General features: G+C 72.1%; 18 protein-coding genes. 8 read left to right on the top strand and 10 right to left on the bottom strand.

Annotated elements, in window-relative coordinates; genetic code table 11:
- Positions 1-74: 74 nt before the first annotated feature.
- Positions 75-962: a prohibitin family protein gene (locus tag ACWDAS_RS10205; RefSeq protein WP_450388417.1), complete on the top strand. Its 888-nt coding sequence runs from the start codon at positions 75-77 to the stop codon at positions 960-962.
- 102 nt (positions 963-1,064) lie between these two features.
- Here ACWDAS_RS10205 and ACWDAS_RS10200 read toward each other — a convergent pair whose 3' ends face one another.
- The gene (locus ACWDAS_RS10200) at positions 1,065-2,354 is read right to left on the bottom strand and encodes a L,D-transpeptidase (RefSeq protein WP_450388416.1); all 1,290 of its coding nucleotides are present in this window, start codon (positions 2,352-2,354) and stop codon (positions 1,065-1,067) included.
- A gap of 249 nt (positions 2,355-2,603) precedes the next feature.
- Positions 2,604-2,978, bottom strand: a complete 375-nt coding sequence (locus tag ACWDAS_RS10195; protein ID WP_450388415.1) for a hypothetical protein — start codon at positions 2,976-2,978, stop codon at positions 2,604-2,606.
- 189 nt (positions 2,979-3,167) lie between these two features.
- Between ACWDAS_RS10195 and ACWDAS_RS10190 the strand changes: the two genes are divergently transcribed.
- Complete coding sequence (locus ACWDAS_RS10190) at positions 3,168-3,455, top strand: hypothetical protein (RefSeq protein WP_450388414.1); 288 nt, start codon at positions 3,168-3,170, stop codon at positions 3,453-3,455.
- A gap of 35 nt (positions 3,456-3,490) precedes the next feature.
- Here the strand turns inward: ACWDAS_RS10190 and hutH are convergent, their stop codons facing one another.
- The 5 genes from hutH to ACWDAS_RS10165 all read right to left on the bottom strand — a co-directional run bounded on the left by hutH (position 3,491) and on the right by ACWDAS_RS10165 (position 9,401).
- Positions 3,491-5,041: a histidine ammonia-lyase gene (gene hutH, locus ACWDAS_RS10185; protein ID WP_450388518.1), complete on the bottom strand. Its 1,551-nt coding sequence runs from the start codon at positions 5,039-5,041 to the stop codon at positions 3,491-3,493.
- A 118-nt stretch (positions 5,042-5,159) separates the two neighbouring features.
- Positions 5,160-6,311, bottom strand: coding sequence for a diguanylate cyclase domain-containing protein (locus ACWDAS_RS10180; RefSeq protein ID WP_450388413.1), 1,152 nt, complete (start codon positions 6,309-6,311; stop codon positions 5,160-5,162).
- A 99-nt stretch (positions 6,312-6,410) separates the two neighbouring features.
- A complete protein-coding gene (locus ACWDAS_RS10175; protein WP_450388412.1) occupies positions 6,411-7,214 on the bottom strand; it encodes an enoyl-CoA hydratase/isomerase family protein in 804 nt (267 codons plus the stop codon).
- Positions 7,215-7,283: 69 nt separating this feature from the next.
- Positions 7,284-8,468, bottom strand: a complete 1,185-nt coding sequence (locus ACWDAS_RS10170) for an adenylate/guanylate cyclase domain-containing protein (RefSeq protein ID WP_450388411.1) — start codon at positions 8,466-8,468, stop codon at positions 7,284-7,286.
- A 90-nt stretch (positions 8,469-8,558) separates the two neighbouring features.
- Positions 8,559-9,401, bottom strand: coding sequence for a biotin--[acetyl-CoA-carboxylase] ligase (locus tag ACWDAS_RS10165; protein ID WP_450388410.1), 843 nt, complete (start codon positions 9,399-9,401; stop codon positions 8,559-8,561).
- A gap of 218 nt (positions 9,402-9,619) precedes the next feature.
- Between ACWDAS_RS10165 and ACWDAS_RS10160 the strand changes: the two genes are divergently transcribed.
- The 4 genes from ACWDAS_RS10160 (at position 9,620) to ACWDAS_RS10145 (ending at position 12,288) form a co-directional block, all read left to right on the top strand.
- The gene (locus ACWDAS_RS10160) at positions 9,620-11,209 is read left to right on the top strand and encodes an acyl-CoA carboxylase subunit beta (RefSeq protein ID WP_450388409.1); all 1,590 of its coding nucleotides are present in this window, start codon (positions 9,620-9,622) and stop codon (positions 11,207-11,209) included.
- A 15-nt stretch (positions 11,210-11,224) separates the two neighbouring features.
- Entirely contained in the window at positions 11,225-11,431 is a 207-nt protein-coding gene (locus ACWDAS_RS10155; protein ID WP_450388408.1) for an acyl-CoA carboxylase epsilon subunit, read from the top strand.
- Positions 11,432-11,530: 99 nt separating this feature from the next.
- Entirely contained in the window at positions 11,531-11,662 is a 132-nt protein-coding gene (mmpB, locus tag ACWDAS_RS10150) for a morphogenic membrane protein MmpB (RefSeq protein WP_450388407.1), read from the top strand.
- A gap of 5 nt (positions 11,663-11,667) precedes the next feature.
- A complete protein-coding gene (locus tag ACWDAS_RS10145; RefSeq protein WP_450388406.1) occupies positions 11,668-12,288 on the top strand; it encodes a Maf family protein in 621 nt (206 codons plus the stop codon).
- A 22-nt stretch (positions 12,289-12,310) separates the two neighbouring features.
- On the opposite strand, the gene ACWDAS_RS10140 is transcribed toward ACWDAS_RS10145, so the two are convergent.
- Entirely contained in the window at positions 12,311-12,772 is a 462-nt protein-coding gene (locus tag ACWDAS_RS10140; RefSeq protein ID WP_450388405.1) for a hypothetical protein, read from the bottom strand.
- A gap of 376 nt (positions 12,773-13,148) precedes the next feature.
- Here ACWDAS_RS10140 and ACWDAS_RS10135 point away from each other — a divergent pair, with 376 nt between their 5' ends.
- Positions 13,149-14,921, top strand: a complete 1,773-nt coding sequence (locus tag ACWDAS_RS10135) for an acetyl/propionyl/methylcrotonyl-CoA carboxylase subunit alpha (RefSeq protein ID WP_450388404.1) — start codon at positions 13,149-13,151, stop codon at positions 14,919-14,921.
- A 101-nt stretch (positions 14,922-15,022) separates the two neighbouring features.
- On the opposite strand, the gene ACWDAS_RS10130 is transcribed toward ACWDAS_RS10135, so the two are convergent.
- Positions 15,023-16,012 carry a DeoR/GlpR family DNA-binding transcription regulator gene (locus ACWDAS_RS10130; protein WP_450388517.1) on the bottom strand — a complete coding sequence of 330 codons (990 nt, stop codon included), beginning with the start codon at positions 16,010-16,012 and terminating at the stop codon, positions 15,023-15,025.
- 156 nt (positions 16,013-16,168) lie between these two features.
- Positions 16,169-17,617: an NAD(P)H-quinone dehydrogenase gene (locus ACWDAS_RS10125; protein WP_450388403.1), complete on the bottom strand. Its 1,449-nt coding sequence runs from the start codon at positions 17,615-17,617 to the stop codon at positions 16,169-16,171.
- 63 nt (positions 17,618-17,680) lie between these two features.
- Here ACWDAS_RS10125 and ACWDAS_RS10120 point away from each other — a divergent pair, with 63 nt between their 5' ends.
- Positions 17,681-18,118 carry a gamma-glutamylcyclotransferase gene (locus ACWDAS_RS10120; RefSeq protein WP_450388402.1) on the top strand — a complete coding sequence of 146 codons (438 nt, stop codon included), beginning with the start codon at positions 17,681-17,683 and terminating at the stop codon, positions 18,116-18,118.
- The last annotated feature ends 154 nt before the right edge of the window (positions 18,119-18,272 follow it).

The raw sequence follows: 18,272 nt of genomic DNA, 5'->3' as shown, positions 1-18,272 counted from the left end.
CCCGGGGCGGTTACGATGCGCTGCGCGGCGCGCCCGAGCGGTGGCGCCGGTCCGTTTCACGAGGGGGGATTCCTGTGTTCGTGCTGTCCATCCTGCTGCTCATAGCGGCGGTCGTGCTGTTCTTCGTCGGCCGCAGCCAGAGCTCCGTCGGCTGGAAGCTGGGAGCGGCGCTCAGCGCCGTGGCGGGTGTGCTGGCCGGCGTCTTCGCCTGCGTCTACGTCGTGAGCGCGTACGAGGTCGGCGTGCCGGTGACCTTCGGCAAGATCGGCACGCCGCTGACCTCCGGCATCCACTTCACGTCGCCCTTCACCGACGTCACCTCCTTCTCCACCCGCCCGGTGGACCTCAACCTCTACGACAAGGACGTGGTCGAGGTCCGCTCCTCGCAGGGCGGCGTGCTGTACGCCGACGTCACGATCAAGTGGGCCGCGGTGCCCGCGAAGGCGGTCGAGCTCTACCGGCTGGCGGGCAACGAGGAGGCCATCCAGCAGCGGCTGGTGCTGCCCGACAGCCGCGAGATCATCCGCAACGTCTTCGCCAAGCACACCAGCGAGGAGGGTTACGCCTCCGCCCGTGAGCAGATCGGCGCGGAGATCGACACTCTGATCAAGGAGCGCCTGGCCCCGCGCGGCATCGACGTCACGGCCGTGAACCTGCGCAATGTGCGGCCCTCCGACAAGCTCCAGGAGCAGATCGACAAGAAGATCCAGCAGCAGCAGGCCACGGAGCGGGCCGTCGAGGCGGCCCGGACGGCGAAGGCCGAGGCGGAGCGCAAGCGCATCGAGGCGCAGGGCATCGCCGACGCCAACAAGATCATCGAGCGGTCGCTGAGCGACAAGGTCCTCTACAACCGGTGCCTGGACGCCTACCGGGAGGCCGCGAAGTCCCACCCGGTGTACGCGGTGCCCTGCGGCACGGGTTCCAACGGCGCTCCGGTCATCGTCGACGGCACCAAGAACTGACGGCACCGGGACCGTCGGCCCGCAAACGGCGCAGGGGCCCGGAACCTCGCGGTTCCGGGCCCCTGCGGTGGTACGGGCCGCTGGTCGGCGGACGGTGCGGCCTCAGACCGCGCTGCCCGCCTTCCAGGCGCTCCAGCTCATGTTCCAGCCGTTCAGCCCGTTCGCCGGGTCGACGACCTTGTCCTTGGAGTTCTTCACGATCACGACGTCGCCGACCATCGAGTTCGTGTAGAACCAGTAGGCGTCGGTGGAGGTGTCCTTGGCGCCCTTGGTGTCGTTCAGGCCCACGCAGCCGTGGCTGGTGTTGACGTTGCCGAAGACCGAGTCGGCGCCCCAGTAGTTGCCGTGGATGAAGGTGCCGGACGTGGTCAGGCGGATGGCGTGCGGCACGTCCTTGATGTCGTACTCGCCCTTGCCGTCGTCGTCGGTGAAGCCGACCGTGGCGCCGTTCATCCGGGTCTCGGTGAACTTCTCGGACATCACCATCTGGCCGTTGTAGGTGGTGTTCTGGTCCGAGCCGGCCGAGATCGGGATGGTGCGGACGACCCGGCCGTCGCGGACGACCTTCATCTGGTGGGTCGAGGCGTCGACCGTGGAGACCTGGCTGCGGCCGATCTTGAAGGTGACGGTCTTCTCCTGGACGCCGTAGACGCCGCTGGAGCCCTCGACGCCGTCCAGGTTCAGCTTGAGGGTGACGGTGGAGCCGGCCTGCCAGTAGGCCTGGGGGCGGAAGTCCAGCCGGGTGGAGTTGAACCAGTGGCCGACGACCTCCTGGCCGCTGCTGGAGCTCACCGAGATCGCCGACTGGACGGCCTTCTTGTTCTCGATCGCCTTGGTGAAGTTGATCGACACCGGCATGCCCACGCCGACGGTCTGGCCGCTCTCGGGCGTGTAGTAGCCGATGAAGCTGTGCTCGGGGCTGACCGTGGTGAAGGTGGAGTTCTCGGTGGCCTTGCGGCCCTTGCCGTCCTCCGCCTTGGCGGCGATCTTGTACTGGGTGGCGCGCTGCAGCTGCCCGTTGGGCGCCCAGCTCTTGCCGTCCGCGGAGATCGTGCCCTCGATGTTCTTGCCGTCGGCGACGGAGGTCATGACGACGCTGGTGAGGTCGCCGCCGGTGACGGCGACCTTGGTGCCGGTGTTGATGCTCACGTTCTCGGCGCCGGTCTTCGGCGTGATGGATATTCGGGCGTCGGAGGCGTCCTTGGCGGCCGCCTCGTCGACCGAGTCCTGCGACTTGACGTTGTTGTCGGAACCGGCGCCGCCCACCTTGTCTCCCCCGCAGGCGGTCAGAGTGATAGCCCCGACCGCCAGCAGCGCGAGCGCTGCGAGCCCTGCTCGCCGCTTGCGAGAGGGACGCGGGTCAGTGGCTGTGCCGGTCTCGGCGCGCTTCACACAGATCTCCAATGTCTTCCAGGTACGCGTTCCCCCGGCCCGCATGCGTCGCGGGCCACGGCCCTCGAACGAGCCTCACTCGTACGTCCAGGAACTGCCAGGGTCTTTGGTCCGTTCCCCCCCGCCGGAAAGTGTGGGGAAGAACACGCGCGTGACTCAGGTGACATGGGCGCGGTCCTGCGGCCCGTGCGAAACCCCGGACCCATGATGAGCCCGGGGCCTGTGAGTCACGCACTGCCGAAGACGCGTTCAGCGTCCCTGCGGTTCCTCCTCGTCGATGTCGGCTTCGTCGTCGGCCTCGTCGTCGTAGAGGTCCCACTCGTCGGAGTCGGGGTCGTACTCGGTGTGGGCGCAGGACCAGGACGCCTGCACCAGCTCGATCCCGGGCACGCTGGTGACCAGGTCGAAGGGGTCGACCAGGTACGCCAGCGCCTCCGATTCGTCCTGCCGCACCGACGCCTCGGCGTGCTGCCGCTCGTCGTCCGGCATGTACTCGTCGCCGCCGATCTGGTCGAGCGCGGCGTCGGTCAGCTCGCCGGACCCGGTGATCTCCAGGACCAGCTCCACCTGGAGCCGCACGTAGCGCGGCCCGCTCTCCCCGGTGGGGATGTCAGTAGTGCTCATGTGACGGAGCGTATGCGGGGGAACGGCCCGGGAAGCGCAGGCAGTCCGGATCCGGGGCGGAAGGATACCCGCGGCGGCCGGTCCGGAACCCGTGGAAGCTCCGGTTCCGGGACCGAACTTCCCTCCACGGCGGTTGTCTCACTAACATCGGGCTCCACGGTCAAGTCGCCGCAACCGCTGGGGGATCCGTTGACCTCGCACCGCCCGCCCGCCTTCGTCGCCGTCACGGCTGCCGCTGTCCTCGGCGCGCTGTACTTCGTGCCCAACGCGTCCGCCAGTGCCGAGCACGCGACGAACACGAGCACACAGTCGTCCGCTTCCACCGCCGCCACCGCGTCGGCCGTCGGCCAGGGGCAGCACCTGGCGGACACCGGAAGCGTCGACACCACGCCGTACCTGATCGGCGGCACCGCGTTCCTCGGCATGGGCGCGGCGCTCGTGGTCAACGCGAGCCGCCGCGCCCGCGACGTGTACTGACCCCCGGGGCCCGGACCCCGGGCCCCGGGGCCGGCTCAGGCGAGCGGGCCGGTCACCGACTCGGCCGCCGCCACCAGGCCGCCGCCGCGCACGAAGTCGTACGCCGCCGCCAGGTCCGGGGACAGGAAGCGGTCCGGCCCGGGGCCGCCCACTCCCGCCTCGCGCGCCGCCTTCAGCACCGCCTGGGTCGCCGGGGCGGCCACCAGCACCTCGCTGCCCTGCACGCGCAGCTCGATCGCGCGGGACGCGGCCATCAGCTCGATCGCCACGATCCGGGCCAGGTTGTCCACCGCCTGCCGCAGCTTGCGCGCGGCCGACCAGCCCATCGAGACGTGGTCCTCCTGCATCGCCGAGGACGGGATGGAGTCCACCGAGGCCGGCACCGCCAGCCGCTTGTTCTCGCTGACGAGCGCGGCCTGCGTGTACTGAGCGATCATCAGACCGGAGTCCACACCGGGGTCGTCGGCCAGGAAGGCGGGCAGGCCGTGCGAACGGCTCTTGTCCAGCAGCCGGTCGGTGCGCCGCTCCGCTATCGAGCCGAGGTCGGCGGCGGCGATGGCCAGGAAGTCCAGCACGTAGGCGACGGGCGCCCCGTGGAAGTTGCCGTTGGACTCCACCCGCCCGTCGGGCAGCACGACCGGGTTGTCGACGGCGGAGACCAGTTCGCGGTCGGCCACGGTCATGGCGTGCGTCACGGTGTCCCGGCCGGCGCCGGCCACCTGCGGGGCGCAGCGGATCGAGTACGCGTCCTGCACGCGCGGGGCGTCGTCCTGGTGGTGGCCGGTGAGCCCGGAGCCGGCGAGCACCCGGCGCATGTTCTCGGCGCTGGCCGCCTGGCCCGGGTGCGGGCGGATCGCGTGCAGCTCGGGGGCGAGCACCTTGTCGGTGCCCAGCAGCGCCTCCAGCGACAGCGCGGCGGCGATGTCGGCGGCGGTGAAGAGCCGGCGCAGGTCGTCGATGGCCATGACGAGCATGCCGAGCATGCCGTCGGTGCCGTTGATGAGGGCCAGGCCCTCCTTCTCGCGCAGTTCCACGGGCTCGATCCCGTGCTCGGCCAGCAGCTCCGCGGCGGGGCGCACGACGCCGTCGGGGCCCTCCGCCTCGCCCTCGCCCATCAGGACCAGCGCGCAGTGCGACAGCGGCGCCAGGTCGCCGGAGCAGCCCAGCGAGCCGTACTCGTGGACGACGGGGGTGATGCCGGCGTTGAGCAGCGCGGCCATCGTCTCCGCGACGACGGGACGGACACCGGTGCGGCCGGACGCCAGCGTCTTCAGCCGCAGGAACATCAGCGCGCGCACCACCTCGCGCTCCACGCGCGGGCCCATGCCGGCCGCGTGCGAGCGCACCAGGCTGCGCTGCAGCTGGGCGCGCAGCTCGGGGCTGATGTGCCGGACCGCGAGCGCGCCGAAGCCCGTCGACACGCCGTACACCGGCTCCGGCTTCGCCGCCAGCGCCTCCACGACCTCGCGCGACGCGGCGATCCCGGCCAGCGCCTCCGCAGACAGCTCGACCCGCGCACCGCCGCGGGCCACCGCCAGCACATCCTCCGCCGCGGCCCCGTGGGCCCCGATCACCACGTTATGCATACTCATATTCACGAACCCTACGGACTGAATCGCAACCTGTCACGTGTCGGAAGGTCCTCTTCCGCGCGGCCCCCGCCGCACCCTCGCCACCGCCTCCCGGCCCCGCCGGTCCCGCACCTCAGTCCCGTCCGCGGAACCGGCGCCGCTCCACGTCGTGGCCCGCGGGCTGGTCGGCGAGCCGGACGACCGGGTCCTCCGGCGCCCCGCGCCCGGCGACCACCGGCTCCACCGAATGCAGGGCCTTCGCCCGGTACTGGGCCGCGTCCGCCAGCCGGAACAGCCGGCGCCCCGAGGTCACCACCCCGATCTCGGCATCCGTGGACGCCACCCCCACGGCGACCCCGTCCCCCAGTCCCAGCCACTTGGTGCGCACACACAGCTCCTCGGCGACCCGTACGACCTCCTCGGCCCCGTGCCCGACCGACAGCAGGCAGAACTCGTCGCCGCCCAGCCGCGCCACCAGGCTGCCCTTCAGCGCGGCGCCGCACAGCGACAGGACGGACCCGAAGCCGACCAGCAGCCGGTCCCCGACCGCGTGCCCGAGCTGGTCGTTGACCCGCTTGAGCCCGTTGAGGTCGCAGACGACCAGGCTCACCGGGGTCCCGTCGGCCCGGTGCCGTTCCACCGCCTCCTCCAGCCGCTGGTCGACCGCCCGCCGGTTGGCAAGCCCGGTCAGCGGGTCGGTGAAGGCCAGCCGGCGCACCTCCGCCAGCCGCTCGGTCTGGGCGATCCCGGCCGCCGTCAGCGCCGCGAGCACGGTCGCGAACTCCGCGTCGTCGCGGTCGAAGACCGGCCGCCCGGCGCCCCGGGCCACGTACAGCTCGCCCCAGGCGAGCCCGTGCAGCATGATCGGCGCCACTACGCACGACGTGCGCCCGCGCCGCCGGAGGGTGGCCACCCGCTGGTGGCAGTAGGCGCCGGCGCGGCCCGCCGCCGGACCCTCGGCGGTCTCGATCCAGGCGTGCGGCTCCCCGCCCTCGGTCCACTTGGCGTGCAGGAACTCCACGATCTCGGGGAAGTCCGCGACCGAGTAGACCTCCTCGGCCGGCTGCGGCTCCTCGTCGGGCGCGAGGTCCCCGTCGTTGACCAGGACCCGCAGCCGTCCCCGGTCCCGCTCCCAGCGGGAGATCGCCGACATCGTGCCGCCGAGGGCGGCCCGGGCGGCGGACGCGGCGGCGACCGCCGCCTCCATGGGCGACCTCGCCGCCGCCACCGCCCGCGCGAGCTCGGCGACGGCACGCAGCCGAGCGTCCCCGCCGGTGCCGTTCATGCGCCCGTCTCCCGTCGCCCGCACAACTTTTTACCAGTTTGCGACGTTCGCACGGACCCGCACGTTACGCGCCGTCGGCGCGGTCGTTTTCCGCCTCAATCACTCACCCGGCCACACCGGATCGCGCTTCTCGTTGAACGCCGCGACGCCCTCGGCACGGTCCCCGGAGAAGGCGACCGTGCGCCAGGCCGCGTCCTCGACGTCGAGACCCGTCCGCAGGTCGGTGCCCTGGCCCAGCCGCAGCGCCCGCTTGGCCGCCCGCAGGCCGACGGGCGAGTTCGCCGCGATCCGCGCGGCCAGCGCCAGCGCCTCGGCGCGGTCCTGGCCCTCCTCGGCCAGTACGTCCACCAGCCCCAGCGCCAGCGCCTCCGCCGCGGGCACCCGGCGCCCGGTGAAGATCAGCTGGGCCGCCCGCGCGGCACCCACCCGGCGCGGCAGCAGCTGCGTGCCGCCGCCTCCGGGGATCACGCCGACCGAGACCTCCGGCAGCCCCACGACGGCCGTCGGGTCCGCGACGATCACGTCGCAGGCCAGCGCCAGCTCGTACCCGCCGCCCAGCGCGAAACCGTGCACGGACGCCACCGACGGCATCGGCAGCTCCAGCACGGCCGTGTAGGCGGCACGCGTGTACGGACGCTGCCGTCCCAGGTCGGCGTCGGTGAAGGAGTTGCGCTCCTTCAGGTCGGCGCCCACGCAGAACGCCCGCTCATGGGTCGAGGTGAGCACGACGCAGCTCACCGACCGGTCCCCGGCCAGCGCCGCGCACGCCTCGGTGACCGCCCGCGCCATGTCCGTGGAGATGGCGTTCATCGCCTTGGGCCGGTCCAGCACCAGTTCCGCCACCCGCCCGGCGTCACCGTGCCTGCGTACCGCCACCCACTCGCCAAACCGCTGCTCGGTCATCGCGCCTCCACCTCCGCGTCGCTGTTAACGGTCGTGAACCGCCGACGGCCAGCGTAGTGGGGCTCCCGCTCAGCCTCCGCGACGGCTCAGCAGCCAGGGCTCGACCACGCCGAGACCGCGGACCGGCCGCCGCCACATCGGCTGCAGCCCGAAGCGGTACTTCTCCTCCGAACCGGGCTCGATCTCCGCCTCCGACTCCGGTGCCTCGCCCGCCGCGACGAGGGCCTGCGCCAGTTCGCCGTCCACGAGCACCGCGTCCCGTGGCGCTATCGACGTCAGCCGGCTCGCCAGGTTCACCGTGGTGCCGAAGACGTCGCCCATGCGCGTCGTGACGGTGCCGAAGGCCATGCCGACGCGCAGCGCCGGCATCGTCTCGTCGCCGTTCATCGTCTCGATGAGCCGCATGCCGATCTCGGCGGCCGTCCCCGCGTCGTCGGCGATGAACAGCACTTCGTCACCGAGGGTCTTGACGAGCCGTCCGCCGTGCGCGGCCACCTGGTCGGCGGCGGTGGTCTCGAAGGCCTCGACCAGTTCGCCGAGTTCCTCCTCCTCCAGGCGGCGGGTGAGCCGGGTGAAGCCGACGAGGTCCGCGAAGCCGACCGCGAGCCGGCGGTCGACGGCCTCTTCGTCGTCCGAGCGGACGACCCGGCTGGTGGACGCGGCCAACTGGCGGCGCCACACGTACGTCAGGAACTCCTCCAGCTCCGGCAGCAGCAGCTCGACCAGCGGATAGGCCACCTCGGCCCGGGTCATGCCGGGTTCGGGCGGCTCGGTGAGCTCCTCCAGGAAGGAGTCGGTCTGCCACTCGGCCAGCCGGGCCGTGGTCTGGCCGGTGGACCGGGCGACCTGGATCGCCGTGCTCTCGCTGATCAGCCCGGCCTCGACCAGACCGGACAGGCGCCGCAGCGCCAGGACGTCGGCCTCGGTCAGCGCGCGGGCCTGGCCGATGTCGGCGAAGCCCATCGCGCGCCAGAACCGCGCGGCGAGATCCATGGAGACGCCCGCGCTGCGGGCGGCCTGGAAGGGTGTGTAGTGCCGTCCCGCGCCGAGGATCAGCTGCTCCAGGCGCAGGGCGATCGGGTCCTCTTCGATGCCGGGCGACCGGGCCGGCTCGCCGTGCTCATCGGGCTCCCCGAGCTCGCCGGGTTCCTCGTGCTCCTCGGGCTCTTCGCGCTCCTCGCGTTCCGCCCGCTCGCGTCGAGGCCCGCCCGGCTCTTCGTGCGGCGGGAGGTCGCTCGCGTCGTCCACGGTCACCGCCCGCCCCCTCCTGGGTCCCTGCGCACCGGCCTTCCGATCACCGCGCCGGAGGCTGCCGCCTCAACAATACGGCAGGTGTGGCCTGGCTCACTCTCCCGCCGGCCGCACATGGACGACGTCGCCCGCGGCGACCGCGCGCTCGCCGTCGTCGGTCGCGACGACCAGCCGCCCGTCGTCGTCGACGGCGACGGCCCGCCCGCCGACCTCGCCCCCACCGGGGAGTTCGGCCCGTACGGTGCGTCCCAGCGTCACGCAGCCGGCGGCGTACGCCTGCTGCAGGCGGGAGCCGACCGGGTCGCCGTCGACGCGCAGCCACTCCCCGTACCAGTCGGCCAGGGAGCGCAGGATCGCGCGCAGCAGCGGATCGCGGTCGGTGACCTTGGCCCCGGCGAGGGCCAGCGAGCCCGCGGCGGGGACCGGCAGTTCGTCCTCACGGAGTGTCACATTGAGGCCGATGCCGAGGACGACGGCGTCGTCGCCGACGCGTTCGGCGAGGATCCCACCGGTCTTGCGCTCCTCGCCGTCCACGGTGACGAGCAGGTCGTTGGGCCACTTCAGCCCGGTGTCCACACCCGCCGTCCGCGCGACGGCGGTGGCCGCGGCGACCCCAGCCAGCAGCGGCAGCCAGCCCCAGTGCCGCGGCGGAACGGCGGTCGGCCTCAGCAGCACGGAGAAGAAGAGCCCGGAGCGGGCCGGGGCCCGCCACTGGCGGTCGAGGCGGCCGCGCCCCGCGGACTGCTCCTCGGCGACCAGGACGGCGCCCTCGGGGGCCCCCTCCCGGGCCCGGGCACCCAGGTCGCTGTTGGTGGACCCGGTGGACTCGACCACGTCCAGGTCGGTCCACAGGCTGTCGGGAGTGACGATCGCGCGGCGCAGGGCGGCCGCGTTGAGCGGCGGCCGGTCGAGGTCGGACCAGCGGTTCGATGTCATACGTCCCAGCCTAGGGTCTGCCCTCCGGATCGACGCGGAGGAAGCGGCGGCGTCCGCCGCGGGCAGCCGGGAGGCGGCGGGCGGACCCCGGGAGCGGAGTGTGGCCAACGCCGCACTGACCGGGCAGCAGCCGCGCGGTTACGCTACGAAAACAGCATTACTCGCCAGTCACGTCACACCCTCAGCACGACCCGACGAGAGCAGGAGAGCCGCCTCCCATGGCCGAGCCGGAGATCGACATCCACACCACCGCGGGGAAGCTCGCGGATCTGCGCCGCCGAATCGACGAGGCGACCCATGCCGGCTCGGCGCGCGCGGTGGAGAAGCAGCACGCCAAGGGCAAGCTGACCGCGCGTGAGCGCATCGAACTGCTGCTGGACGAGGGCTCCTTCGTCGAACTGGACGAGCTGGCCCGGCACCGCTCGACCAACTTCGGCCTGGAGAAGAACCGCCCCTACGGCGACGGCGTCGTCACCGGCTACGGCACCGTGGACGGCCGCCCGGTGGCGGTGTTCTCGCAGGACTTCACCGTGTTCGGCGGTGCGCTCGGCGAGGTCTTCGGCGAGAAGATCGTCAAGGTCATGGACTGGGCGCTGAAGACCGGCTGCCCGGTCATCGGCATCAACGACTCCGGTGGGGCGCGCATCCAGGAGGGCGTGACCTCGCTCGGCCTGTACGGCGAGATCTTCCGCCGCAACACCCACGCCTCCGGCGTCATCCCGCAGATCTCGCTCATCATGGGGCCCTGCGCGGGCGGCGCGGTCTACTCCCCCGCCATCACCGACTTCGTGGTGATGGTCGACCAGACCTCGCACATGTTCATCACCGGCCCGGACGTCATCAAGACCGTCACCGGTGAGGACGTCGGCTTCGAGGAGCTGGGCGGCGCCCGTTCGCACAACAGCGTCTCCGGCAACGCGCACCACATGGCCGGCGACGAGAAGGACGCCATCGAGTACGTCAAGGCGCTGCTGTCCTACCTGCCGTCCAACAACCTCCAGGAGGCCCCGGCCTACCCGCAGGAGGCGGACCTGGGGATCTCGGCCGAGGACCTCGAGCTGGACACCCTGATCCCGGACTCGGCGAACCAGCCGTACGACATGCACCAGGTCATCGAGCACGTGCTGGACGACGGCGAGTTCCTGGAGACCCAGTCGCTGTTCGCGCCCAACATCCTCACCGGTTTCGGCCGGATCGAGGGCCACCCCGTCGGCGTCGTCGCCAACCAGCCGATGCAGTTCGCCGGCTGCCTGGACATCAACGCCAGCGAGAAGGCGGCGCGCTTCGTCCGCACCTGCGACAGCTTCAACGTCCCGGTCGTCACCTTCGTCGACGTCCCCGGCTTCCTGCCCGGCACCGACCAGGAGTGGAACGGCATCATCCGGCGCGGCGCCAAGCTGATCTACGCGTACGCCGAGGCCACCGTCCCGCTGATCACCGTCATCACCCGCAAGGCCTTCGGCGGCGCGTACGACGTCATGGGCTCCAAGCACCTGGGCGCCGACCTCAACCTGGCCTGGCCCACCGCCCAGATCGCCGTCATGGGCGCCCAGGGCGCCGTCAACATCCTCCACCGCCGCACCCTGGCCGAGGCGGGCTCCCCGGAGGAGGCGGAGGCGCTGCGCGCCCAGCTGATGCAGGAGTACGAGGACACGCTGCTCAACCCCTACGTGGCGGCGGAGCGCGGCTACGTCGACGGGGTCGTCCTGCCCTCGGAGACCCGTACGCACCTGGTGAAGGCGCTGCGGACGCTGCGCAACAAGCGCGAGACCCTGCCCCCCAAGAAGCACGGCAACATCCCCCTGTAAGGAGCGTGCCCAGCCATGGTGATCAAGGTCGAACGGGGCAATCCGACGCCCGAGGAGCTGGCGGCCGTCGTCGCCCTCGTCCAGGCGCGGGCCGCGGCGGCAGCGGGGCTCGCCGACGGCCCGCGACCGGCCGACGAGTGGGCCTCCCCCGCGCGCAACGTCCCCGGCCGGATGCTGCGCCCGGCGCCGGTGGCCTGGCGCGCCACGTACTGGCCGCACTGACGCGTCCGCCCCGAGGCGGACGCGAATGGTCCTCTTGCCGCCCGCGCCTGAGTATCCGTACTCAGGCGCGGGCGTTCTCCACCGCGCAACCTGGACGGCATGCTGTGGTCAGACCCGTCCGACGAACCCCCCGAGGAGATGCGGCAGGCCCAGGCGATGATGCGCCGGGCGATGCTCGTGATCGCTGTCGCCATCCCCGTGATCACGGCCCTGGTGGCCTGGCGCGGCTGACTACGATGACGGGCATGACCGACAGCAGCCGCAGCCCCCGCCCGCTCGTCCTCGCCTCCGCCTCCCCCGCGCGTCTGGGGCTGCTGAAGCAGGCCGGGTTCGACCCGCGGGTCATCGTCAGCGGTGTCGACGAGGACGCGATCAGCGCGGACACCCCCGCCGAGCTGGCCCGGGTGCTGGCCGAGGCCAAGGCCTCCGCGGTCGCCGTGCAGCTCTCAGACGGCGAGGTGGTCGTCGGTTGCGACTCCGTCCTGGACCTGGACGGCGAGCCGCTGGGCAAGCCGTCCGACGCCGAGGACGCCACAGCCCGCTGGAAGTCGATGCGCGGCCGCTCCGGCGTGCTGCGGACCGGCCACTGCGTGATCGACCTGGCCACCGGCCGCCGGGTCTCGGCCACCGCCTCCACCACGGTGCGCTTCGGCACCCCGGACGACGCCGAGATAGCGGCCTACGTCGCCACGGGCGAGCCGCTGTACGTGGCGGGCGCCTTCACCCTGGACGGCCGCTCGGCCCCGTTCATCGAGGGCATCGAGGGCGACCACGGCAATGTCATCGGCATCTCGCTGCCGCTGCTGCGCGGCCTCCTCACCGAGCTGGGCCTGCGGATCACCGACTTCTGGGTCTGATCCGGCCGCCCGGTCGGACCAGTCAGACCGCCGCGGGGGCGACGGGCGGCGGGGGCGTGCTCTCGCCGGGCTCGTCGCCCGGGCCGGCGACCGGCGTCTCACCCGCGTAGAGCACCAGGGCGAGCACCACGAACCCCAGGATCACCATCATCCCCACGAACGCCGCCCAGCCCACCGGCGCCGCCAGGCCCGCGCCGAGGACGCCGTGGGTCACCGCGCACACGATCAGCAGGATCCGGCCGAAGCGGCCCGGACCGCGGTCGCGCAGGGCCATGCGGAGGAGGACGATCCCGCAGCCGATGAGGAAGAGCGCCATCACGACACCGGCCGCCCACGCGCCCGCGGCCATCGCGCCGGGGTCGAGCCCGGCCAGGGACATCTGCTGGTGGCGCACGGCGATACCCATGATCCAGTTGACGAAGGCGAACACGAACGCCTCCAGGATCAGCAACACAGCCGCCGCCACGGCGACACTTCTGCGCACAGTGCGCCCCCTGTCCCAGGACCCCATTACCGGCGGTATTTCGTTGGCCGCACGCTACTAACGGGTAGGAGTTGCGGCAAGAGTTTGAACGGCGCCACCCGTATGGGGCGCCGGCCCGGCAAAGATTTCCCCGGGCCTTCGTGGAGTTCCCACAAAAAAGGCGCCACGTGGGTCACGGTGGAAGGCGGTGACCCGGCCCACACCCCAGGGCCTCAAGCACCGGGATAAATGGGGCTTTACCGTAGGAAGCCAAGGCATCCGGGTCCCGCTTGGGGGCCCGTATCACCCTCCGTGTGGGCAAGCTCACCCCCAGGGGTGCCTCGGCACGAAGTGTCGCCAGTACCTAAACTCTGCTTGTTTCAAGGAGGGAGCCATCGTGCGCAAGGTGCTCATCGCCAACCGCGGTGAAATCGCAGTCCGCGTCGCCCGTGCCTGCCGGGATGCCGGGATCGCCAGCGTGGCCGTCTACGCGGAGCCGGACCGGGACGCGCTGCATGTCCGCGCGGCCGATGAGGCCTACGCGCTGGGCGGTGACACCCCGGCCACCAGCTACCTGGACATCACCAAGGTCCTGGCCGCCGCGGCCGAGTCCGGAGCCGACGCCGTCCACCCCGGCTACGGCTTCCTGTCGGAGAACGCCGACTTCGCCCAGGCCGTCCTGGACGCCGGCCTGACCTGGATCGGCCCGCCCCCGCAGGCCATCCGCGACCTCGGCGACAAGGTCGCCGCCCGCCACATCGCCCAACGCGCCGGCGCCCCCCTGGTCGCCGGCACCCCCGACCCCGTGTCGGGCGCCGACGAGGTCGTGGCGTTCGCGCGCGAGCACGGCCTGCCGATCGCGATCAAGGCCGCCTTCGGCGGTGGCGGCCGCGGCCTGAAGGTCGCCCGCACCCTGGACGAGGTCCCCGAGCTGTACGAGTCGGCCGTCCGTGAGGCCGTCGCCGCCTTCGGCCGCGGCGAGTGCTTCGTCGAGCGCTACCTCGACAAGCCCCGGCACGTGGAGACCCAGTGCCTGGCCGACACCCACGGCAACGTCGTGGTCGTCTCCACCCGTGACTGCTCCCTGCAGCGCCGCCACCAGAAGCTGGTGGAGGAGGCCCCCGCGCCGTTCCTGACCCCGGAGCAGAACGCCCAGCTGTACGCGGCGTCCAAGGCCATCCTCAAGGAGGCCGGCTACGTCGGCGCCGGCACCTGCGAGTTCCTGGTCGGCACGGACGGCACCATCTCCTTCCTGGAGGTGAACACCCGTCTGCAGGTCGAGCACCCGGTCACCGAGGAGGTCACCGGCATCGACCTGGTCCGCGAGATGTTCCGCGTCGCCGACGGCGAGGCGCTCGGCTACGACGACCCGCCGCTGCGCGGCCACTCGTTCGAGTTCCGCATCAACGGTGAGGACCCGGGCCGGGGCTTCCTCCCCGCCCCCGGCACCGTCACCCGTTTCGACGCGCCCACCGGCCCCGGTGTGCGTCTGGACGCCGGCGTCGAAGCCGGCAGCGTCATCGGCCCCGCCTGGGACTCCCTGCTGGCCAAGCTGGTCGTCACCGGCGCCACCCGGCAGCAGGCCCTGCAGCGCGCCGCGCGCGCCCTGGCCGAGTTCCAGGTCGAGGGCATGGCCACCGCCATCCCGTTCCACCGCGCGGTGGTCGCCGACCCCGCCTTCGCGCCCGAGGTCCACGGCAAGCCCGGTCCGTTCACCGTCCACACCCGGTGGATCGAGACCGAGTTCGTCAACGACATCAAGCCCTTCGCCGCCCCGGCCGACGCCGAGGAGGACACCGAGCCCGGCCGCGAGACCGTCGTCGTCGAGGTCGGCGGCAAGCGCCTGGAGGTCTCCCTCCCGGCCTCACTGGGCATGACCCTGGCCCGCACCGCCGCCGCCGGCGGCGCCCGCCCCAAACGCCGCACCGCCAAGAAGACCGGCTCCGCCGCCTCCGGCGACTCCCTCGCCTCCCCCATGCAGGGCACCATCGTCAAGGTCGCCGTCGAGGAAGGCCAGGAGGTCAAGGAAGGCGACCTCGTCGTCGTCCTGGAAGCCATGAAGATGGAACAGCCCCTGAACGCCCACCGTTCCGGCACCATCAAGGGCCTCACCGCCGAAGTCGGCTCCTCCGTCTCCTCCGGAGCCCTCATCTGCGAGATCAAGGACTGACGTCCGGTCCGCAGACGGCAGCACGACGCCGCGGGCCCCGGCCGATCACTCGGCCGGGGCCCGCGGCGTTCTCCCGTTGGGGACGGCCGGGCAGCCGGGGTCTAGCGGCGGCGCGGGGCGAGGTCGGCGATCCGGGCGGCCTGCTGTTCCCCGGCCAGTTGGGCGGTGCGCAGCGGGGACATCCCCGACACGCCGCCGGCTGACTGGCCGGCGGCCCTGGCACGCGGCTCGCCGGGTGCCGTACCGCCCGGATAGGTGCCCGAGGGGTGCTGATGGCGCCGGGGTCCCGGAACGGGCGGCATCTCCCGTCGCTGCCGCCCGTGGGACACCCCGTTGTCCGCCCCGTCGGTCGACGCGACCGCGACCTGGACGCCGCGGTCCGCGAGCGCCTGGAGCTCGGTCGCGGCGCGGTCGTCGCCCGCCGGCGGCTCGTCCGTGACCAGATGCGTGATCAGGTCCGTGGGCACGGTCTGGAACATGGTGTCCGTGCCCAGCTTGGTGTGGTCGGCCAGCACCACGACCTCCGCCGCCGCCTGGACCAGGGCCCGGTCGACGCTCGCGGAGAGCATGTTGGACGTGGACAGCCCGCGCTCCGCGGTCAGTCCCGCCCCGGACAGGAAGGCCCGCGACACCCGCAGCCCCTGGAGGGACTGTTCGGCGCCGCTGCCGACCAGCGCGTAGTTGGAGCCGCGGAGCGTGCCACCGGTCATCACGACCTCGACCCGGTTCGCGTGCGCCAGGGCCTGCGCCACCAGCAGGGAGTTGGTGACGACGGTCAGCCCCGGGACCCGGGCGAGCCGGCGTGCCAGCTCCTGGGTGGTCGTGCCGGCGCCGACGACGATGGCCTCGCCCTCCTCGACGAGACCGGCGGCGAGATCGGCGATCGCCGTCTTCTCCGCGGTCGATAGATGGGATTTCTGCGGGAAGCCGGACTCCCTGGTGAAGCCCCCCGGCAGCACCGCACCGCCGTGCCGGCGGTCGAGCAGTCCTTCTGCCTCCAGCGCCCGCACGTCACGCCGTACGGTCACTTCCGAGGTCTGGACGACGCGGGCGAGCTCACGGAGCGACACTGCCCCGTTCGCGCGCACCATTTCGAGGATCAGTTGGCGACGTTCTGCTGCGAACACGAAACTGACAGTAACGCCAATGACCGTCTGCTATCAGCAGTTTGCACCGATTAACAGAAGTTGTTCGCAAGGCCGAACGCCGCGTGCTATACGAGCGGCGGCATCCGCGCGGGTGACCCGCTAGAGCTCGCCGGCCGCCTTCCGGGTCGCCAACTGCCGTGCGGCCTCGGCGATCGAACCCGACAGCGAAGGGTAGACCGTGTAGGTGTTCGCCATCTGCTCGACGGTCAGATTGTTGTCGACCGCGATCGAGATGGGGTGGATGAGCTCGCTCGCTCGCGGCGAGACGACCACACCGCCCACCACGATGCCCGTGCCCGGACGGCAGAAGAGCTTCACGAAGCCGTCCCGGATGCCCTGCATCTTGGCGCGCGGGTTGCGCAGCAGCGGGAGTTTGACGACCCGTGCGTCGATGATGCCGGCGTCGACGTCGGCCTGTGTGTAGCCGACCGTCGCGATCTCGGGGTCGGTGAAGACGTTGGAGGAGACGGTCTTGAGGTTGAGCGGGCCGACCGTCTCGCCCAGGAAGTGGTACATCGCGATCCGGCCCTGCATGGCCGCGACCGAGGCGAGGGCGAAGATGCCGGTGACGTCACCGGCCGCGTACACGCCGGGTGCCGAGGTGCGGGAGACCTTGTCGGTCCAGATGTGGCCGGAGTCCTTGAGCTTGACGCCCGCGCCCTCCAGGCCCATGTCGGAGGTGTTCGGTATCGCGCCGACCGCCATGAGGCAGTGGCTGCCGGTGATGACCCGGCCGTCGGAGAGGGTGACCTCGACGCGGTCGCCGACCCGCTTGACGGACTCGGCGCGGGAGCGGGCCATGACGTTCATGCCGCGGCGGCGGAAGACGTCCTCAAGGACGGCGGCGGCGTCCGGGTCCTCGCCGGGCAGCACGCGGTCGCGGGAGGAGACGAGTGTCACCTTGGCGCCGAGCGCCTGATAGGCGCCGGCGAACTCGGCGCCGGTCACGCCGGAGCCGACCACGATGAGCTCCTCGGGCAGCTCGTCCAGGTCGTACACCTGCGTCCAGTTGAGGATCCGTTCGCCGTCCGGCTTCGCGTCCGGGAGCTCGCGGGGGCGGCCGCCGGTGGCGATCAGCACGGCGTCGGCGGTGAGGGTCTCGGAGGTGCCGTCGGCCGCCTCGACGACCACGGTGCGGGAGCCGTCGATCGCCTGCATGCCCTCAAGCCGGCCTCGGCCGCGCATCACACGGGCGCCGGAGCGGGTGACGGAGGCGGTGATGTCGTGGGACTGGGCGAGCGCGAGGCGCTTGACCCGTCGGTTGACCTTGCCGAGGTCGACGCCGACGACACGGGCGGCCTGCTCGATGTGCGGTGTGTCGTCCGCCACGATGATGCCCAGTTCCTCGTACGACGAGTCGAAGGTGGTCATCACCTCGGCCGTCGCGATCAGGGTCTTCGACGGTACGCAGTCGGTGAGCACCGAAGCCCCGCCCAGACCGTCGCAGTCGACGACGGTCACCTCCGCGCCCAGCTGGCTGGCCACCAGGGCCGCTTCGTATCCGCCGGGTCCGCCACCAATGATCACGATCCGAGTCACGTACCCCATTGTCCCGCACGCGCCAAGTGATCACTTACGGGGGCGGTGCCCCGCTGTCGTACTCTCGTCACCATGTCGCTCTACGCCGCGTACGCCGGCAACCTCGACGCGCGGCTGATGACCCGCCGCGCCCCGCACTCGCCCCTGCGCGGCACCGGCTGGCTCAGCGGCTGGCGCCTCACGTTCGGCGGCGAGCAGATGGGCTGGGAAGGCGCGCTCGCCACCCTGGTCGAGGACCCGCTGCACCAGGTCTTCGTCGGCCTGTACGACATCGCGCCGGTCGACGAGGAGTCCATGGACCGCTGGGAGGGTGTCCCGCTGGGCATCTACCGCCGCCACATGGTGCGGGCGCACACCCTCGACGGCGACGTCCCCGCGTGGATCTACGTCCTCAACGACTACGAGGGCGGCCTGCCCTCGGCGCGCTACCTGGGCGAGGTCGCCGACGCGGCGGAGTCCGCGGGCGCGCCGCACGACTACGTCATGGAACTGCGCAAGCGCCCCTGCTGACCCCGTCGGGAACCCGCCTGGCAGTCGTCCCGGGCGACAGCCACGACGCCCCGCCCGGGGACGCACGGCGACCGGGCGCGCACCGGCGGAACCGGCAGCCGGAGGGCGCCCCGACAGCCCTACGGGCCCCGTCAATCGGCGGATCCTCCGAAAT

The sequence above is a fragment of the Streptomyces sp. NPDC001070 genome (assembly GCF_053598835.1).
Note: the sequence above shows the minus strand (reverse complement) of the source record. Positions and strands in the feature narration are given on the sequence as shown.